Genomic DNA, 18536 nt, shown 5'->3' with positions numbered 1-18536 from the left:
ATGATGACTGAAAGAGCTACGGGCGCCACGCCCGCAAACGGCAGCGAAACACGGGAATTCAGCGCGGAAGTCGGGCGGCTGCTCGATCTTGTCGTGCATTCGCTCTATTCCGAGCGGGAAATTTTTCTGCGTGAACTGGTTGCAAACGCCGCTGATGCCACGGACCGCCGTCGTTTTGAGGCGTTGACCGATGGCGCGCACGCCCTTCCCGAAGACGCAAAAATCCGGATCAACCCGGACAAGGACGCCCGCCTGCTGACCATCAGTGATGATGGGTCAGGCATGAGCCGTGAGGAACTGGTTTCCAATCTGGGCACCATTGCCCGCTCCGGCACCCGCGCCTTCGGCCAGAAGCTGGAAAACGCGAAGCCGGAAGACCGCCCGAATCTGATCGGCCAGTTTGGCGTGGGCTTCTATGCAGCCTTCATGGTGGCGGACAAGGTGGATGTTGTCTCCCGCCGCGCTGGCTCGGAGGAGGCCTGGCGCTGGACGTCTGACGGAAAAGGCTCCTACACGCTGGAACCTGCCACGCGTGAAAAGCCCGGCACCGATATCACACTGCATATCAAGGAGGATGCGGACGAATTCCTTGATAGCTGGCGCCTTGAAGCCATTATCCGCAAATGGTCCGACCATATTGCCTGGCCCGTTACCATCCTCAAGGACGGCACGGAAGAAGCGGCAAACGAAGGCACCGCCCTGTGGCGCAAGCCGCGCAGTGAAGTGACGGATGAACAGCTGAACGAGTTCTATCGTCACGTCACCCACAATTTCGATACACCGTGGGACACGCTGCACTGGCGCGCTGAAGGCACGATTGAATTCTCGGCCCTGCTCTTCATTCCGGGCAGCCGCCCGTTTGAATTTGCCGAGCAGACACGGGAAAGCCGCGTCAGGCTGCATGTCCGCCGGATGTTCATTACTGATGAAGCCACCATCCTCCCCTCATGGCTGCGCTTTGTGCAGGGCGTTGTGGATACGGAAGATCTGCCTCTGAACGTCTCGCGCGAGATGCTTCAGGCCACCCCGGTTCTGGCGCGCATCCGCAAGGCCGTGACCGGCAAGGTGATGGGCGAACTGAAAACCCGCTCCAAAGATGAAGAGGCCTACGCAACCTTCTGGGAAAACTTCGGCCCCGTGCTGAAGGAAGGCATGTGGGATGACCCGGCACACCGCACAGAGGTAGCGGCTCTCAGCCGCTTCCGTTCCAGCGCGGTGGAGGGGCTCACCTCTCTGGATGCCTATATCAGCCGTATGAAGCCCGAGCAGGACGCCATTTACTACCTGACGGGAGACAATGCCGAAACACTCGCCTCCTCCCCGCAGATTGAAGGGTTCAAGGCCCGCGGTGTGGAAGTGCTGCTGCTGTCTGATGCGGTGGACTCCTTCTGGCCGGAACGTCTGGGCACCTATGAAGGGAAAACGTTGCGCAACGTGGCGCAGGGCCAGACGGACCTTGAAAAATTCGGCGCGCCCGCAGAAAGCGATGCCGAAAAGGCCGACATGGACACGCTGGTCCCTGCCCTGAAAGAGGCTCTGGGTGACGCGGTGTCCGACATCCGCGCCACAGACCGCCTGGTGAACAGCGCCATGGTGCTGAGCGCGCCCGAAGGAGGCCCGGACCTGCAACTGCAAAAGCTGATGCAGCGGAGCGGCCAGAGCCTGCCCTCCGTCACACCGGTTCTGGAACTCAACCCCGCCCATCCGATTGTCCATCATCTGGCCGGGCTGGTGAGTGCTGGAAAGCCGGTGGACGCACTGGCGCATATCCTGCTGGATGTCGCCAGCATCCAGAATGGCGAAACACCAAAGGACGTAAACGCCTTCTCCCGCAGGCTGATGGATTATCTTGCGGGCGGTGCTGAAACCCACACCGCATAAGCACTGGCCCCCTCTTACCCGGAGGGGGCCTTTTTTTGGGCGTCTATCCCAGGCCCGGCTTCTCAGGCCTCGCGTTTTTTGACCGCGTTCCAGACATCATCAAGATACTCTACGGACTGATCCTGCATGGAGCGGCCCTCTGCCGCCAGATGCGCTTCAACCGCCTGAAAGCGGCGCGTGAATTTGTCGCAGGCTTGCCGCAGACACGCCTCCGGGTCCAGATTCAGGCGTCGGGCCAGACTGGCGATCGAGAACAGGACATCTCCCAGCTCATCCTGCATTTTGGCCCGGTCATTCGCCGCCATTTCCACGGCGAATTCTTCCATTTCCTCATGCACCTTGGCCACGACACCCTGCACGTCCGGCCAGTCAAACCCCACACGCGCCGCGCGGGAGGCGATTTTTGAAGCCCGGAGCAAGGCTGGCAGCGCGGGGGGAATTCCCGCCAGAGCACTGGAATGCTGGCCCGGAACCCCTTGCTTCTGGCGTTCCCTGTCTTTCAGCTTTTCCCACTGCTCCGGCATGACGGCAGAGGCTGGCTGTGCGGCATGCGGGCTGTCCGTGCGGGCTGCGGCCTCTTCCGAAAAGCCCAGCACATCCGGGCCGAATGTCACGTGCGGATGGCGGCGGATCATTTTTTCCGTAATCATCCGGGCGACTGTCGCGAAGTCAAAATGCCCTTCCTCTTCCGCCAGCCGAGCCTGATAGACCACCTGCAGGAGCAGGTCCCCCAGCTCATCCGGAAAAGCCTGCCAGTCCCGCTTCTGAATGGCATCCAGAACCTCGTAGGCTTCTTCAATCGCGTATGGCGCTATGGTCTCATGCGTCTGCTCCCGGTCCCACGGGCAACCGTGATCCGGGTCGCGCAGGCGGGCCATCAGCGCCACAAGGCGTGTCAGCTCACGGGCGGCATCTGTCTGCCCCGCGGTTTCAGTCTGATCCTGCGCCGAAGAGGCGTCGTGTTGTGCACCCATAAGACCCTGCACTTCCTTTCAATACCCTTGTGTGTTCCCTCCAGCGGCCGGAACAGAAAGCCTCTTCCCGCATACCAGCCCCGCACCCGAAAGGTGTTTTTCATTCCCCCCCCTTTCGCCACAGGGGACTTACCCCATACTATGCACAAGCAGAGAGACCGAACAGCCACGCACCACAGGCCCGTGGTTCAAGGCGAAGAGAGAGGACCTCCCACGATCAGGGCGGATGAGAACGGTATGACACAGCAGCCTGTTATTTTTATTGACGGAGAAGCCGGAACCACCGGGCTGGGTATTCGGGAGCGCCTGTCCGCGCTGCCTGTCACGCTCCACTCCATCGACCCCGCCCACCGGAAAGACCCGGCCGTCCGCAAGGACGCCATGGCGGCCGCAGATCTGGTTGTGTTGTGCCTGCCGGATGAGGCCTCGCGTGAGGCTGTGGAGATGGCCAATACACTCGGGCAGGCAGCCCCGCGCCTGCTGGACGCCAGCACGGCCTTTCGCACAGCCCCCGGCTGGGTCTACGGCTTTCCGGAACTTTCTCCCGCACAGGCCGAAGCTATTCAGGGCGCGCCCCGCGTCTCAAACCCCGGCTGTTACCCAACCGGTGCGATTGCGCTGCTGCGCCCGCTGATTGATGCGGGGATTATGGACGCCCACTATCCTGTGTGCATCAACGCCGTCAGCGGCTATTCCGGTGGTGGCCGGATGATGATTGAAGCCCACGAGCGCGACGGCGGCCCGGCCTTTGAACTCTATGGTCTGGCACTTGAGCACAAGCATGTCTCGGAAATTCACCTCCATGCGGGGCTGGCACGGCGGCCGGTTTTTGTGCCGTCTGTCGGCCATTTCGCGCAGGGCATGATTGTCTCCATCCCGCTGCATCTGGATGACCTGAACGGCGGCGTGACAGGGGAAGACCTGCATACCGCACTGGCTGGCCGTTATACCGCTCAGGACCACGTGCATGTTCTGCCTGCAGACCCCAAACTCTCCGCCGAGGCTCTGGCAGGCAGCGATAAAATGGAACTGCGGGTTCACGGCAATCCTCACACCCGGCAGGCCGTGCTGACAGCGCGGCTGGATAACCTTGGCAAAGGGGCATCCGGGGCGGCTTTGCAGAATATCGCCTTGATGCTCGGCCTGACACAGGCCTGAGCACTTCTTCGGTTTTACAAAAGCAAGGACCTGAAACATGACAAACCGTGCAGCGCTGGTCACGGGCGGCAGCCGGGGCATTGGCGCCTCCATTGCAGAAGCATTGGCAAAAGACGGGTTTGACGTAGCCCTGACCTACGCCCGCAATGCAGAGGCCGCAGAGGCCACAGCCGCAACCGTGCGGGCGCATGGCCGCAAGGCGTTGACCATACAGGCCGATGGCACCACGATTGAGGGCAATCAGGCCGGAATTGCTGCCACCGTGAAAGAATTTGGCCGGATTGATACGCTGGTGTGTAACGCTGGCCTCTATCCGTACGGGCCGATTGACGAAATGAGTGTTGCGCAGATCGAAGAGGTTCTGAACCTCAACCTGCGCGCCGTGATGGTGGAAACCATGGAAGCGGCCAAACATATGAAGGACGGCGGCCGGCTGATCTTCATTGGTTCCGCTTTTGGTGCCCGCGCGCCTTTCCCCGGCATTTCCCTTTACGCGGCTACCAAGGCCGCCCTGCGCGGGTTTGCCAAGGGTGTTGCGCGAGATCTGGGGCCGAAAGGCATTACCGCGAACGTGGTGGAGCCCGGCCCGATTGATACAGACCTCAACCCCGCCACGGGGGACTCCGCCAAGCTGATCAGCAGCTTTGTCGCAACCGGGGCCTACGGAACGGTTCAGGACATTGCCAGCATGGTCTCTTTCCTCGCCAGCCCTCAGGCAGGCTACATTACAGGAGCCGCCCTGCCGGTGGATGGCGGCCTGGAAGCCTGACAAAACCTGATTGAACACGGGTTATCCAACCGGGAAGGCTGGCACGCCTTTCCGGTTTTTTATGAACGGCTTAGCGTCTCATTATTTGTATTGATTATCATTAATTATATTGTTAAGGATTTTTAAGGATGAGCCGGCGCACGGTTCTGCGGTGCGTGATCATTCTTGTTATAATTTTCAAGGAGCAAACGCGATGCGTACCCTGACAACTACAGAAATGGACAATGTTTCCGGCGGCACATGCTGCCTTATCGCTGCTGGCCTGTCCGTGCTGGCTCTGGCTGCGTTCTTCACGGCAATCAGCCCGGAAGCCAATGGCGGCCAGCAGGCTGCTGTAGGCAAGACGCCTGCACCAAGCAAATAAGCAAGACTTCAGCCTGCCATGCCGTGAAAACAGCATGGCAGAAGAAACCACTTTCGAAAAACGATTATTCCGACAGACTACGGCGTGTCGTCAATTAGGCTCAGGGCCTATTAATTTATTGAACTGAGCGAGACGTTGTGATTCCCAGGCTTACCGATGGAGGTGAGGCTGTGAATGAGGTGTTTTTGCTGTCTGAGCACCAGATGAAGCGGATTGAGCCATTTTTTCCTCTGACGCATGGAGTGCCACGAGTGGATGATCGCCGTGTTCTGAGCGGGATCGTTTACGTGATCCGCAACGGGCTTCAGTGGAAAGACGCTCCAATAGCGTATGGCCCGCAGAAGACTTTATACAATCGTTTTATTCGCTGGAGCCGCCTCGGTGTCTTCGACTGGATCTTCGTCGCCCTGACAGAACAGGCTGGCCGTTCAAAACGCCCGATGATCGACGCGACGCACCTTAAAGCGCACAGAACGGCGGCGTTTCTCCTCAAAAAGGGGCTTTTCCCCGCTATATCGAACGCACAAAAGGCGGTCTGAACTCAAAACTGCATGCCATGTGCGACGGTCAAGGGCGGCCTATCCGCCTTCATCTGACTGCGGGACAGGTTAGTGACTTCAAAGGCGCAGACGTGCTGCTGGCAGATCTCCCCGACGAGACAGAAGAAGTTATCGGGGACGGAGGCTATGACAGCAACCAGATCAGGTTATCGCTTGCAGAACGCAATATCACTGCCTGTATTCCCCCGAAGAAGAACCGGAAATCAAAGCCGCCTTACAATTGGCATCTGCATAAAAAGCGTCATCTGATCGAAAATATGTTCGCAAAGCTGAAAGACTGGCGACGTGTTGCGACCAGATACGACCGCGGCACTCATACAGTCATGTCTGCAATCCACATCGCAGCAAGCATCATCTTCTATCTCAAAGAATGAGTCCTGAGCCTAGATATTCCGTCCATTCGTCAGAGAGACTGCTCAATTCTGGATCACCAGGATTTTGAACATCAGTACCGAATCAAACGGCGGATGCCTGCCCTTACTCCCATCAGTATAGGCCAGAGCTTTGTCTAGATTAGGGCAGAAGATCTCGAAATCCACAGTTCGGGAAAACGCTTTGATTGGGTCACCAAGCCGCTCTTCAACATCAAAGAAACCGGACTGTTTCATGCCATCACTCCCAATCATCATATAATCACAGCCAATAGCTCAAAACCAAGAGGTTTTTAGAATCCTCCATTTTCAAAAAAAAATCGATTGCAAAAATATTTCCCTACGATAACAAACATGATGATTGGAGAACAAGAAATGATAGCATCTAAATATAAAATATCCATCTCTGTATGTTTTATCTCTTTTCTGTGTGCGGTATTTCTATTTTTACACGATGGTTATAACTGCATACGAGATTTGTCTTTTTGGGTGTTTTTCCTGATTTTTTCAAATCAACTATATGTATCATATAAAATACGGAATAGAAAATGAGATCTCTCAGGGTTGACGAAATTGAAAAAATTTCTGGAGGATCCACGGAAAGTGATGCTTTTTTTGGGGTAGCCAAGTGTATTATGGGAGCCGGTCTAGCTTTTGGCGGACTTATCGCCGCCGGTCCTACAATGGGACTTAGTGGGGCGCTTGCTTGGGGGGCTCGGCATTGCTACTGCTGAATGCGCTCAAGTAGGCTATAATTGGTCTTCAGCCACTTATGGTGTTGGAGCCGGTGGTCGTGTCTCCATGGCTCCCACCATGGAAATAGAATTAGATTAACAAATAGATTTCAAAACATTCTCGGTGTCTTTCCGGAAATAAAATAAACAACTTCAGCAAGACACTAAGATATTATTGCAAACGCAAAATATCTTCTAATACTTGGAATTTTACGGCTTTGTGTCTATTTTTTTTGCCTCAGGTTACCGACCGATCCCTAAGCTGATTGACTACAAAGATGCGTATCATGTGCTATACTCTGGGCAATCCAGTGCAACTTACCATTATACCAGAACAGGATACCGATTACCACTCAGGCTAAACTGTTTCTAGAAAATATTGCCCTAAATAGCTTCCTTGTCGACAGCGCGTATGACGCAAACAAGGCGATTAATTAAAAGAGCACGGGACTGCTCCCAATCATTTTTCAGAAAAGCAAAAGAATGACACAACGAGAAATAGATTTAGCTCTCTACCGTAAACAGAATTTTATTGAGAGACCCTTCAATAAACTGAAGCCTACTTTCCTGGCAACCAATTTTACGTGATGACCGTACGATTTAAAAACTAACATCACTATGGAAACTCCGTAAAAAATTCACTATTCATTAATATCATCAAATCATCATTAACACAAAAATAACGATAGAACTATTTTCACTCTACCCGGCGTTTCCTCTAGAAATATAATCTATATAAATATACACTATTGCACTGATTTTATCTTTATAAACCTCTCGGAGCCTTCCTCCTTATGACCCCAAGCGGCACACAATGCGCTTCAGGATACTTATCATTGGCGAGTCGCATTATTTCTTCAGGTCACACGCCCTATTTGATTTTTTCCATCCTTGAATCCCGTGACCTATGAGCTCTGATCTCTTCAGGCCGGAGGCTCTTGCCGCCCGGCGTCAGTCCTGGCTGGGGCAGGTTCAGGCGTCTCAGCCTCTTTCCATCCGGATAGCGGCCTGGTTTACGCTTGCTCTTGTCCTGCTGGCCGTTCTCTACACAATTTTCGGGGTCTACACGCGCCGCGTGCACGCCACAGGGCTGATGATGCCCCCTTCAGGGCTTATAACCGTCAATGCAAGTGCTGCTGGCATTGTGAAGAAGCAGCATGCGGAAGAAGGGATGCGCGTCAAAAAAGGGGAAACCCTGTTTGTTATTGACCTCGAAGCCACGTCTTCCTCCGGCCCGACGCAGGAACATGTTGTCAGTGAACTGATGAACCAGCGTGCCCTGTTTGAAAAACAGAAGGCTATCCGTTCGGCTGACGCACCTATTGAAAAACAGTCCATGGTGACACAAATCCGCTATCTGCAGCAGCAGCATGAGCATATTGGCCATCAGCTTGAGAATGATGCCCGCGTGCTGCCCGTGGTGGAAAGTGCCGTGCGCCGCATGCAAAGCGCTGAAACAGCGCATCTGGTGACAGAGACGCAGTTCCAGAGCCAGCTTTATACCTATGCCCAGCTCCTCAGCAGTCATGCCCAGTTTCTGCAAAATTATACCGATACAGAAGGGAAAATTGCGGATCTGACCTCAAAGCTCATCCGTTACGACAGCCAGCTTGCGCATGATTTGAATGATCTCGACCGCCAGATTGCCCAGGTTGACCAGCAGATTGCCGAAGGCGAAGGCCACCGCACAAACGTTATTCTGGCACCTGATGATGGGATATTAACGGCCATTCGCGCCAATCCCGGCCAGCAGGTTTCGGCGGGCACACCCTTGGTAACCCTGCTTCCCACAGGGCACACGCTGGAGGCGGAACTGTATGTTTCCAGTGCTTCCATCGGATTTATTCATGAAGGGGAACCGGTTCTGCTGCGCTATGCGGCCTTCCCGTATCAGCGCTTCGGCCTTTCCCGTGGTCGTGTGCGCGAAATTACCCGTGCGCCCATTACCGCGACAGATACGAATTCAACCGGCCAGCGCGCAGCCCCTACCGCAAAAGACAAGACACAGTCTCAGGCCCCCAGTCAGGATGTATATCGCATCCGCGTGCTGCCCGACCTTCAGTATGTCGAAGCCTACGGGCAGCGTAAAAATCTGGAAGCCGGAATGGAGGTGGAAGCTGACATCGCCATTGATTCCCGTAGACTTTACCGATGGATTTTTGATCCTGTCATCAGCATGCGGGACAGTATTTACGCCGTGAGCGGAGGATTGGTGAAATGAACCTTGGCCAGAAAGAGCTGGAATTTGGCTGGGGGTCCCGCACACCGGTTATCCTGCAGGTTGAAGCGGCGGAATGTGGTCTGGCCTGCCTGGCCATGATCATGGGCCATTATGGAAACCAGATTGATCTTGCAACGCTGCGCCGCCGGTATTCCGTGTCGGTCAAAGGGGTTTCCCTGCGGGATCTGGTCTCCACGGCGGACAAGGTCGGTCTTTCCACCCGCGCGGTGCGTCTGGATATGGAAGACCTCCCCAACCTGCGCCTGCCCTGTATCCTGCACTGGAGCATGAACCATTTTGTGGTTCTGACAAAAGTAACGGCCAACAAGGTGGTTATTCATGACCCCGCCGTTGGCAAGCGTACGCTGAGCATGGGCGAAGTCTCGCGCGAGTTTACCGGCATTGCGCTGGAAGCTGTGCCCAACGAGAGTTTTCGCAAGCAGGATGACCGTGAAACCCTGCGCCTGCGGGACCTGTTCCGTCAGGTTGCCGGGCTGCGCCCTGCCCTTATGGTGCTGTTCGCACTTTCACTGGGGCTCGAAGTTATCGCGCTGGTCATGCCGATGATTTCTCAGGTGGTGATTGACGAAGTCATTGTCACGGCTGACCACGAGCTGATGATCACCATTGCCTTTGGTCTGGCCCTGCTGCTGCTGTTGCAGATGCTTATTGGCTCTGTGCGGCAGTGGGCGGTGCTTATTCTGGGCACACGCGTGGGGCTGGAGTGGAACACCAGCCTGTTTGATCACCTCTCCCGCCTGCCGCTCGACTATTTTTCAAAACGCCATGTGGGGGATGTGCTTTCCCGCTTCAATGCTCTGGGAACCATCCAGAAAACCATTACAACGGACATGGTGCAAACGCTCATGGACGGGTTGATGGCAATTGGTATGGCCATCATGCTGTTTATCTACGGCGGCTGGCTGGGCATGATTGCCATGATCGCCACAGGGCTGGATATCACGCTGCGTCTGATCACCTACCGTGTTTATCGGGAGGCATCGGAAGAACAGATTGTGATTGATGCACGCCAGCAAAGCCATTTTATTGAAACATTGCGCGGCATGGCCAGTGTGAAGCTGCTGGGCCTGCGGGAACGGCGGCGCACAACATGGCTGAACCTGATTGTGGACAGCATCAACATCCGCCTGCGCCTGCAGCGGTATGACCTGATTTACGGGCGGCTGGGAGACCTGATTTTCGGGGCGGACCGCTTGATCATGATGGTGCTGGGGGCCAATGCCGTCATGCGCGGTGATATGAGTGTCGGGATGCTGGTGGCCTTCCTGTCCTATAAGGACCAGTTTGCCAGCCGCATTGGCAGTCTGATCAGCAGCGGGTTCCAGCTCCGTATGCTTAACGTGCAGACAGACCGACTTTCCGACATTGTAATGACAGACCCCGAACCTTCAGCACAGGGGATTATTCCCACTCCCCTCCGCGCTGAAGGGATGCATCAGGCGGCTTCTTTAACCTGCCTCAATATCTCGGCACGCTATGGCACACAGGACCCGTGGATCTTCAAGGATATTTCTGTTGAAATTCCGGCGGGTTCCTCCGTGGCTATTGTTGGGCCCTCCGGGTGCGGTAAGACAACCCTGCTGAAAACCATGATGGGCCTGATGCATCTGGATGAAGGGGTGATCCGGCTGGATGGCGCAGATATTGCCGCCCTCACTCTGGAAGGCTACCGGGACAGGATTGCCGGTGTGCTTCAGGATGATGGTCTGTTTTCTGGTTCCATTGCTGACAACATCAGCGGGTTTGCGGAAAATCAGGATGAGGACTGGTTGCGTGAATGCGCTTCCCGCGCGGCCATTCTGGAAGATATCATGCGGATGCCCATGGGGTTTGAAACGCTGGTGGGCGATATGGGCAGCGGCCTTTCCGGCGGGCAGAAGCAGCGCGTGATTCTGGCCCGCGCCCTCTACCGGCGCCCGGAAATCCTGTTCCTTGATGAAGCCACCAGCCATCTGGATGAACTGACGGAACACAAGGTTGCAAACGCTTTGCGGGACATGAACATCACACGCATTATGGTCGCCCATCGCCCGGCAACCATTGCCCATGCGGATACCGTTTACGTGTTCCAGCCGGGCGGGCAGCTTGTGCCGTATCAACGCCCGCAGCCGCAACCGCCGCAGCCCCCTGCGGTTGAAGAAGGATAACAGTACCGCACCACGCGGCACCGCCTGCTGAACCCCCGATGCCCATGCGTCGGGGGTTCAGTGCTTCAGAGCCCCGCCTATACCCCCAGTGCCCCTGTAAACCGTCTTTCAGCCAGCATCCGTGGGGGCATCCAGCCTCACGACCACCCGCCCCCGGATATGCCCATCCAGAAGATCAGACGCCGCTTTCTGCACATCAGAAAGCGGAATTTCTTTTACAATACCGTCCAGTTTTTCGAGATCAATCAGCTCAGACAACTGCTGCCATGCTGCAAGGCGCTCCTCGCGGGGGCACTGAACACTGTCAATGCCGACCAGTGTCACACCACGCAGGATAAAAGGCGCCACCGTTGCCGGAAATTCCATTCCCCCCGCCAGACCACACGCGGTGACCACACCCTGTAGCTGTATGGACGCACACACAGCCGCCAGCATAGCGCCCCCGGCAACATCAACAGCACCGGCCCATCGGGCTTTTTCCAGTGGTCGCGTCAGTTGAAGCAAGGCCTGACGGGGTAGAATATCGCTCGCCCCCAGATCGCGCAGGGTCGGTTCCTCTTCCGGGTGCCCGGTAACAGCCGTGACCTGATAGCCAAGCCGGCTCAGCAGCATCACCGCCACGCTCCCCACCCCACCGGAGGCTCCCGTCACCACCACCGGCCCGCTTTTCGGGGTTACCCCTTGCTTGACCAGTGCCCGAACACACAGCATGGCGGTATAGCCTGCTGTCCCCAGGGCCATGGCCTGCCGGGTGCTCAATGCGGCTGGCAGAGGAATCAGCCACTCTCCCGGCACCCGCGCCCGCTCAGCCAGCCCGCCCCAGTGGCGTTCTCCCACACCCCACCCATTCAGCACCACAGATTGACCAGCAACCAGACCGGGATGAGAGGAGTGTTCAACTGTTCCGGCAAAATCAACACCCGGAATCATCGGCCATGCCCGAAGAATGGGGCCTCTCCCGGTCAAGGCCAAAGCATCCTTGTAGTTCAGGGTTGACCATTCCACCCGCACCGTCACATCCCCGGGGGGCAACTGGTCCTCCGCAAGAGAACACTGGCGGACAACCTGACCGCCCGCGTCTGTTTTTTCAATCAGTACCGCTTTGAACATGGTCTTGCTTTTCCATGGTGAGGAGGAGCCTTATGGCAGGCGTCCACCTGTTTTCTGATACGCTCTTTGGGCCTCTAACGCTCAGTCTGCCCCGAAAGTCACCCGGCACCCACGCTTTTAATCAGAGCTCATGCGTCAACAAAGAGTGAAGGCAGTGTGAGCCGCCGTGCAGCACATCAGAACAGGCACAAAGGACAAATTTAGGAAAATAAATTAGGATTTTAAAAAGCCAGAAGTTATAACCTTGATCGATAAGCTTTTTCTTTTTGAACTCCGAGCGTGTCTTGATCCTTTTTCTTCTGGGCGTTCTAGCCCTTTTTCTTCTGATAGCCGTCAGTATCCTGATTTCTCTTTCCGAGATTTCCTTTGCCGCAGCCCGTGATGTGCGGCTTCGGTCCCGTGCAGAAGCAGGAGACAAACGCGCCCAGGCCTTCCTTGCGCTGCGGCGCAACAGTGGGCAGGTGATCACTGTCCTTCAGATCTGCCTGAACGGTGTTGGGATTCTGGGCGGTATTGTCAGCTCGGAAATGCTCTCTCCACCCTGCGGAGACCTGCTGCGTTACTGGGGTGTGCCAAACGGACTGGCTGAAAAAACCGGCTCCACCCTCAGCTTTATTATGGTGACAGGCCTGTTCGTGCTGTTTGCTGACCTGCTGCCCAAGCGGGTTGCCATGAATGCGCCGGACAAGGTTGCCCTCTCCATTGGCTGGTTCCCCAAATTCGCGTTGCAGGTGCTGTATCCGTTTGTCTGGATTTTCTCCAAAGTTTCAGATGCTGTTCTCCGCGCCCTGAAAATTCCCGCCGCCTCCGCCGTGGAACCCGTAACCCCGGAAGACCTGCGGGCCATTCTGGCTGCTGGCACGGCATCGGGTGTCCTGCTGGAGCAGGAACACCAGATGATCCAGAATGTGCTGGGGCTGCAGGACCGCTCGATTACCTCCGCCATGACCCCGCGTGACGAAATTGTTTTTCTGGACGTGCAGGACAATGCGGACATCAACTACGAAAAAGTGCGGGCCAAACCCTACTCCCGTTATCCGCTGTGCGATGGCGGGCTGGACAAGGTTATTGGCTCCATCCGTGCGGAAGACGTTCTGGCATCCGTTGTGGACCCCACCCGTATCCCTGAAGATCAGGCCCCACGCACCACTCCCATTTTCCGCATGCGGCGCGATGTGCTCTCCGTGCCCGAAACACTCAACCTGTGGGATACGCTGGCCCAGTTTGACACGCATGGCGTTGGTTTCGCCCTGATTGTGAATGAATACGGGCTGGTCGTCGGGTTGATTACCTTCAAGGACATCATGGGGGCACTCATGGATGGTCTGGCCAATCCGTTTGAAGAGCAGGCCATTGTCCGGCGTGATGAAAATTCCTGGCTGATTGATGGCGCCGCCCCGATTGGGGACGTGATGCGAGAGTTGCATGTGCTCGAACTGCCCGACAGCGCCCAGTTTGACACCATTGGCGGTTTTGTCATGCACCGGCTGCGCCGCATGGCCCGCAAAGCGGACCGGGTGGATGCGGGGGGCTTCCGGTTTGAGGTGGTGGATGTGGAGGGCTTCCGTATCAATCAACTTCTCGTCACCCGTTTGACCTGAAGCACTCCTGTGCTGAAGGCTGTCGTGCTGGTCTCCCGGCACGGCATGCGCACCCATGGCGTGCCTGCTGGCCAGCATGATCCCCTTTTACCACAAAGGGCCAACACTCTGGCGGACGGAAAGACCCGCCTCCCTCACGCCTGCATTACGCAGGATATGGAACACGTTTCTGCGCAGACTATTCAGTCAGGACAACCAGAAGCACAGGCTTTATGATTTTTTAAAGAACACTGATTTATAGTATTCAAGAGACAATATTTGTTGAAATCAGGTCTTCAGAACTTTAAAATTTTCTGACTACACGGTTTTGTTTACGCCTGAACCAAGGATAAAAGCCATGTCTTCCAAAACAACACCTGAAAAACCCCCTTCAAAAACTCTGGCCTCCATTGCCGCCAGAGGCCTCAGCCATCCGGACGCTCTCACTCTGGAAGAAATAAAGGAATTGTGCGGCCGCGTTCTTTCGGAAGAAAACAAGCGCGATCACCACGGGCACTGAACCGCAGGACAGGCAGAAACTTCCGCCGCCTGAAACCGTTGAAAGGCTCTACACGTCTGGAAACACTGGGAGGCAAAACGTCATCCGCCTTTCTGGCTGATTTAAAAGGTTTCCCCGCGTCCAAAAAATTGCCAGAATCCCCTGTCTGATTATTGTCCAATAGCAACAAGAGTATCCTTTCATGACGATCAAAAAAGCGGCTCTCTTCCTTCTCCCTGCACTTCTGCTGTCTGCCTGTGCAGAAACGCCAATGGGCCCCACGGCCATGGTTCTGCCCGGCAAAGGCAAGAGCTATGCAGCCTTCCAGCAGGAACAGGACTTCTGCCGCTCACAGGCCAGTGCCGCCGTGCAGGGCCAGGCAGAACGCCAGAACCACAAGGCTATTTATGGCGGTCTGGCTGCCACGGCGCTGGGTGCTGGTCTGGGTGCGGCTGCGGGTGGCGGCGCTGGCGCTGGCATCGGGGCCGGAGCGGGTGCTCTGGGCGGCGCTCTGGGTGGTGGCCTGTATTCCAAAAACCAGCAGGGCTCTATCCAGACGCAATACAACAATGCCTATGTGCAGTGCATGGTTGCTTACAAGAACGTCATCCCCAGATAAGAGCGACTGGCAGCGCTCTCTTTTTTCGCGTTCAGGTGGCCCGCTTTGCCGGGTCACTTTTTTTGCCCGGCACTTGCCGTTCGCCGCCTTGCCTAAAAACTCTTGCCTCTCTCTGGCAGGAAGCAGATGCTCCGCTCCATGAGCGCCTCCCCTTCCCTCCCGCGTCTTGCAGCCCTTGTTCTGGCTGGCGGTACCGGCACCCGCATGGGTGGATGTGACAAACCCCTTCTCCCGCTCTCCGGGCACCGGACCGTGCTGGATTTCGTTCTGGCCGCCCTGCGCCCCCACTGCGCGGCCATCGCCCTGAGTGCGAATGGAAACCCCTCCCGCTTTGCCCCATGGGGGCTTCCCGTTTTACCGGATACGCAGGCAGACATGGGGCCGCTGGCGGGCATTCTGGAAGGGTTGCTCTGGGCTGAATCGCAGAACTGCTCTGTCCTGATAACAGTGCCAGGCGACACACCGTTCATCCCGCCTGACCTGCCCCTGCATGTGCTGCCAGCCCCTGCCGTCGCGGTTTCAGAAAACCAGCGGCACCATCTGGTGGCAAGCTGGCCCGTTTCGTGTCGGGCCGCCCTTCAGACGTGGCTGGCCCAGCCCGAGCATCCTGACAAACGTCGCATCCGCAGTTTTGCCGCAACACTTGGCATGCGCGATGTCCTGTTTCCAGACCAGACGCCTGATCTGTTTTTCAACATCAATACACCGGATGACTATGCCTGCGCCCGCGCACTGGCCGAAAGGAACTGACGCATGACTAGCCCTGTCATGACACAATGGGATGTACTGCGCTTTTCTGACACCACGGCAGAGCCAGCCACGCTGAACATTGCCGAGGAAACGCCCATCGGGTTTGTTTACAACAGCGTGCCTTATGCCGTGATGATGGGCACACTTCAGGACCTTGAAGATTATGCTTACGGCTTTTCCGTAACAGAGCGGCTTGTGTCACAGGCTTCTTCTATCCGCTCCGTGCGGATTGAAACCGCGGAAGATGGCGTAACACTTTCTCTTGATATTGCCGGAGAGGATTTTCGCCGCCTGCTTCAGTCCCGCCGCGCCATGACAGGCCGCACGGGCTGTGGGGTCTGTGGCAGTGAAGACCTCAAAAGTCTTCACGCCGCCCTGCCCCCCGCACCCACCATGCCTCCGGTTCCCCTTGCTGCCATCCGTCAGGCCGTGAACCATCTGGCAGAACACCAGACCCTGAATGCGCAGGTGCATATGGTACATGGGGCCGCCTGGTGCGGGCCTGATGGTACAATCCGGATTATCCGTGAGGATGTGGGCCGCCATAACGCTCTGGATAAGCTGATCGGGGCGGGACTGCGGCAGAACATCTCCTTTGCGGAAGGATTCTGCCTGATTACCAGCCGCTGCTCCTACGAGATGGCGCAGAAAGCGATACTTGCCGGTTTTTCAACACTGGTTGCTGTTTCTGCCCCGACTGCACGGGCATTGCAGCTTGCTGAGCAGGCTGGCCTGACCATTGTAGCACTTGCCCGAAATACATCACGTTGCCTGTTTACAGGCTCTGTTAAGAAAGAACCCAATAGCTGAACGGGTTTCCACAAGAGTATATGAAAATCATACTCCATATAAAAACCCCCACAGGGTGACCTGAGGGGGGTTCTTATACTCTGGAAAAGTAACGCTTTTAACAGCAAGGGAAGTCTTTCAGACCTCCCTCACCATCACATCTGAAAGACTTCAGAAACCAGCCTGCACACGTGCCGCGATGGAGTTACCCGTGCGGCCATAAATGTTGGTCGCCTGTTCGCTGCGAGACACGATGAAGTGGCTGTAATCGAGCATGAAGCGGAAGTGGCGGTTGGGATACCAGTTCAGACCACCGGTCCAGACAGTCTGCTGACCACCACGGATCACGTTTTTCGCATAGGCATCGTTCAGGCGGCTGTTGAGATCGATCACGCTGTAATGACCCACAACTTCCAGCGCGCCCCAGTGGTTGCGTGCGGGATCAAATTCCTGGTTTTCGGAAACGCCCGGTGCGCCAAACGCACCTTCCTTTTCGTTATACATGCGCGGATTGCCGAAGAGCGTGTAGGCAGCCGAACCATACCAGCCCTGGAAGCCTGCGGACTTCAGGCCCGGCCCGTTACGCTGAACACCAACATGATAGTATTCACCCTTCACAATCAGGCGTTTCCAGCGAACACCCAGTTCCGGACCAGCGGCCCAGACCTGTGCGGCATTGCTGATTCCGCCAGTTGCGGACAGGTTGGCTTCACCAATATCGAATTCAGGACGCTGGCCGAAAGACGTGGAGCGCGAGCAGGACGTTGCATTGGCATTTGCCGCATTACACGCCTGACGGAAAGACGAAATGCTGGAAATACCAGTATGGACATCCCAGTCCTTCGTCGCAACCGGGCGACCTGCCACACGCAGCATGGCGCCTGTCTGGCTGTCCATCGTGTTGCCGTTGCCGCCACCGTAGTAGGTGCTGCCCATGTCAGATGCGTTGCGGTGGCCCCATTCCTGACCCGTGAAGTAGCCTGCAATCCACCAGCGCTTTTCATAATGCAGGGCACCGACACTGAAGCGTGCGTCACCAGCAGCAATGTTACGGACCATATCGGTGATGCTCGGACGTTCGAGCGTGAAGAAGTCGTTGGAGCTTTCAGAATCTTCTTCTGTCACGCGCGGCTGGAAGTAACCAACCGTCAGGATCGTATTGTGCAGGCCGGTATAGTTCAGGTTGCCTTCATACAGGCCAACGTAGCCGTCATTATGGTTCGCGCCAAAGTCCGGCGTTACAGCAGCAACCCAGTTTTTGTAGCGGAAGGAGAATGGGATACGCAGGCGACGCATGTTGGTCGTGAAGCTGTTAAATGCACCACGCGCCTCACCCGGACGAGGGCCGGAATTGAAAAAGCCACCGAAATCTTCATGGAACGCCAGACCGATGGACAGGCCGTAAGCGCCATCTTCAGATGCAACGGTAAAGCGGCCCTTCGGGAAGCCGACGACCATGCCGCCAACATGCACGTTTTCATCACTCTTCGTGGCAGCGCGGAACGCTTTCCAGGATGTGACATCCCCACGATCAGATGTGGGCGTGCCCGCATTGGCCAGATGAATTCTGCTTGAAATAGATGTTGGCTCATTAAACTGAACGGTTGGATCAACCGGCCCGGAGGCAATCTCACGATGGCCTGCATGGACGTTACGAGCTGATGCGCTGCTCATACGGTCCTGTTTCCGGGCGGAAGTTTCTGTCCGGGCCAGACGGCTTTTGAGTGTTGTAATCTGCCCCATCATTTCTTTACGCATTTCCGCCATTTCAAGGCGAAGTGCGCGAATCTGGGCATCATCAGAAGATGATGCCACTGCGACAGGTGCCGCGCCACCCATCAGAAAAGTGGCAAATGCCAGTGATGAAATAACCGGTTTACAGCGCATCATTACCAATCCAGAGATAAAAGATTACCGCTGAATATCGCGCTGAACGGCTTTTGTGCGTGATGGTTTCGTGATGGTTTCGTTACACTTATATGACAAAGG

15 protein-coding genes and 1 pseudogene are annotated in these 18536 nt (G+C 56.1%); 12 read left to right on the top strand and 4 right to left on the bottom strand.

Annotation, left to right across the window (positions count from 1 at the left end; all coding sequences use genetic code 11):
- Nucleotides 1-3 precede the first annotated feature (3 nt).
- The gene (gene htpG / locus GOB82_RS07940) at nt 4-1881 is read left to right on the top strand and encodes a molecular chaperone HtpG (RefSeq protein ID WP_166121918.1); all 1878 of its coding nucleotides are present in this window, start codon (nt 4-6) and stop codon (nt 1879-1881) included.
- A gap of 62 nt (nt 1882-1943) precedes the next feature.
- On the opposite strand, the gene mazG is transcribed toward htpG, so the two are convergent.
- Complete coding sequence (gene mazG / locus GOB82_RS07935; protein ID WP_166121873.1) at nt 1944-2855, bottom strand: nucleoside triphosphate pyrophosphohydrolase; 912 nt, start codon at nt 2853-2855, stop codon at nt 1944-1946.
- Between the two features lie 237 nt (nt 2856-3092).
- On the opposite strand from mazG, the gene argC reads away from it, so the two are divergent.
- From argC to GOB82_RS07915, 4 genes are all read left to right on the top strand, one after another.
- The gene (gene argC, locus GOB82_RS07930) at nt 3093-4013 is read left to right on the top strand and encodes an N-acetyl-gamma-glutamyl-phosphate reductase (protein ID WP_166121871.1); all 921 of its coding nucleotides are present in this window, start codon (nt 3093-3095) and stop codon (nt 4011-4013) included.
- Nucleotides 4014-4050: 37 nt separating this feature from the next.
- Nucleotides 4051-4782 (top strand): SDR family NAD(P)-dependent oxidoreductase, encoded by a 732-nt coding sequence (locus GOB82_RS07925; RefSeq protein WP_166121869.1) that lies wholly within the window; start codon nt 4051-4053, stop codon nt 4780-4782.
- Nucleotides 4783-4975: 193 nt separating this feature from the next.
- The gene (locus GOB82_RS07920; protein ID WP_166121867.1) at nt 4976-5146 is read left to right on the top strand and encodes a hypothetical protein; all 171 of its coding nucleotides are present in this window, start codon (nt 4976-4978) and stop codon (nt 5144-5146) included.
- Nucleotides 5147-5316: 170 nt separating this feature from the next.
- Nucleotides 5317-6080 (top strand): IS5 family transposase gene (locus GOB82_RS07915; protein ID WP_166121865.1). Its coding sequence is split into 2 segments (ribosomal slippage): nt 5317-5650 and nt 5650-6080, totalling 765 coding nucleotides; the frame shifts between segments, so codons are not numbered across the junction.
- Nucleotides 6081-6090: 10 nt separating this feature from the next.
- Here GOB82_RS07915 and GOB82_RS07910 read toward each other — a convergent pair.
- Nucleotides 6091-6314: pseudogene (locus tag GOB82_RS07910) on the bottom strand (IS5/IS1182 family transposase); the annotation flags it as partial.
- A gap of 1404 nt (nt 6315-7718) precedes the next feature.
- Here GOB82_RS07910 and GOB82_RS07905 point away from each other — a divergent pair.
- Nucleotides 7719-9032: an HlyD family efflux transporter periplasmic adaptor subunit gene (locus GOB82_RS07905; RefSeq protein WP_166121863.1), complete on the top strand. Its 1314-nt coding sequence runs from the start codon at nt 7719-7721 to the stop codon at nt 9030-9032.
- A complete protein-coding gene (locus tag GOB82_RS07900; RefSeq protein ID WP_166121861.1) occupies nt 9029-11200 on the top strand; it encodes a peptidase domain-containing ABC transporter in 2172 nt (723 codons plus the stop codon). Before GOB82_RS07905 ends, GOB82_RS07900 begins: the two co-directional genes overlap by 4 nt.
- Before the next feature lie 108 nt (nt 11201-11308).
- On the opposite strand, the gene acuI is transcribed toward GOB82_RS07900, so the two are convergent.
- Entirely contained in the window at nt 11309-12310 is a 1002-nt protein-coding gene (gene acuI / locus GOB82_RS07895) for an acrylyl-CoA reductase (NADPH) (RefSeq protein WP_166121859.1), read from the bottom strand.
- A 284-nt stretch (nt 12311-12594) separates the two neighbouring features.
- Between acuI and GOB82_RS07890 the strand changes: the two genes are divergently transcribed.
- The 5 genes from GOB82_RS07890 (at nt 12595) to fdhD (ending at nt 16568) form a co-directional block, all read left to right on the top strand.
- On the top strand, nt 12595-13911 hold the full coding sequence (locus GOB82_RS07890) for a hemolysin family protein (protein ID WP_166121857.1): 1317 nt from the start codon (nt 12595-12597) through the stop codon (nt 13909-13911).
- Between the two features lie 337 nt (nt 13912-14248).
- The gene (locus GOB82_RS07885; RefSeq protein ID WP_166121855.1) at nt 14249-14410 is read left to right on the top strand and encodes a hypothetical protein; all 162 of its coding nucleotides are present in this window, start codon (nt 14249-14251) and stop codon (nt 14408-14410) included.
- Nucleotides 14411-14591: 181 nt separating this feature from the next.
- Entirely contained in the window at nt 14592-15008 is a 417-nt protein-coding gene (locus GOB82_RS07880) for a glycine zipper family protein (protein WP_166121853.1), read from the top strand.
- A gap of 126 nt (nt 15009-15134) precedes the next feature.
- Nucleotides 15135-15758, top strand: a complete 624-nt coding sequence (gene mobA / locus GOB82_RS07875) for a molybdenum cofactor guanylyltransferase (protein ID WP_242007266.1) — start codon at nt 15135-15137, stop codon at nt 15756-15758.
- A gap of 3 nt (nt 15759-15761) precedes the next feature.
- Nucleotides 15762-16568 carry a formate dehydrogenase accessory sulfurtransferase FdhD gene (gene fdhD, locus GOB82_RS07870; protein WP_242007265.1) on the top strand — a complete coding sequence of 269 codons (807 nt, stop codon included), beginning with the start codon at nt 15762-15764 and terminating at the stop codon, nt 16566-16568.
- A 150-nt stretch (nt 16569-16718) separates the two neighbouring features.
- On the opposite strand, the gene GOB82_RS07865 is transcribed toward fdhD, so the two are convergent.
- The gene (locus tag GOB82_RS07865; RefSeq protein WP_166121912.1) at nt 16719-18434 is read right to left on the bottom strand and encodes an OprO/OprP family phosphate-selective porin; all 1716 of its coding nucleotides are present in this window, start codon (nt 18432-18434) and stop codon (nt 16719-16721) included.
- Nucleotides 18435-18536: the final 102 nt, after the last annotated feature.

The organism is Acetobacter farinalis, assembly GCF_011516935.1.
GTDB classification, from domain to species: domain Bacteria; phylum Pseudomonadota; class Alphaproteobacteria; order Acetobacterales; family Acetobacteraceae; genus Acetobacter; species Acetobacter farinalis.
Note: the sequence above shows the minus strand (reverse complement) of the source record. Positions and strands in the feature narration are given on the sequence as shown.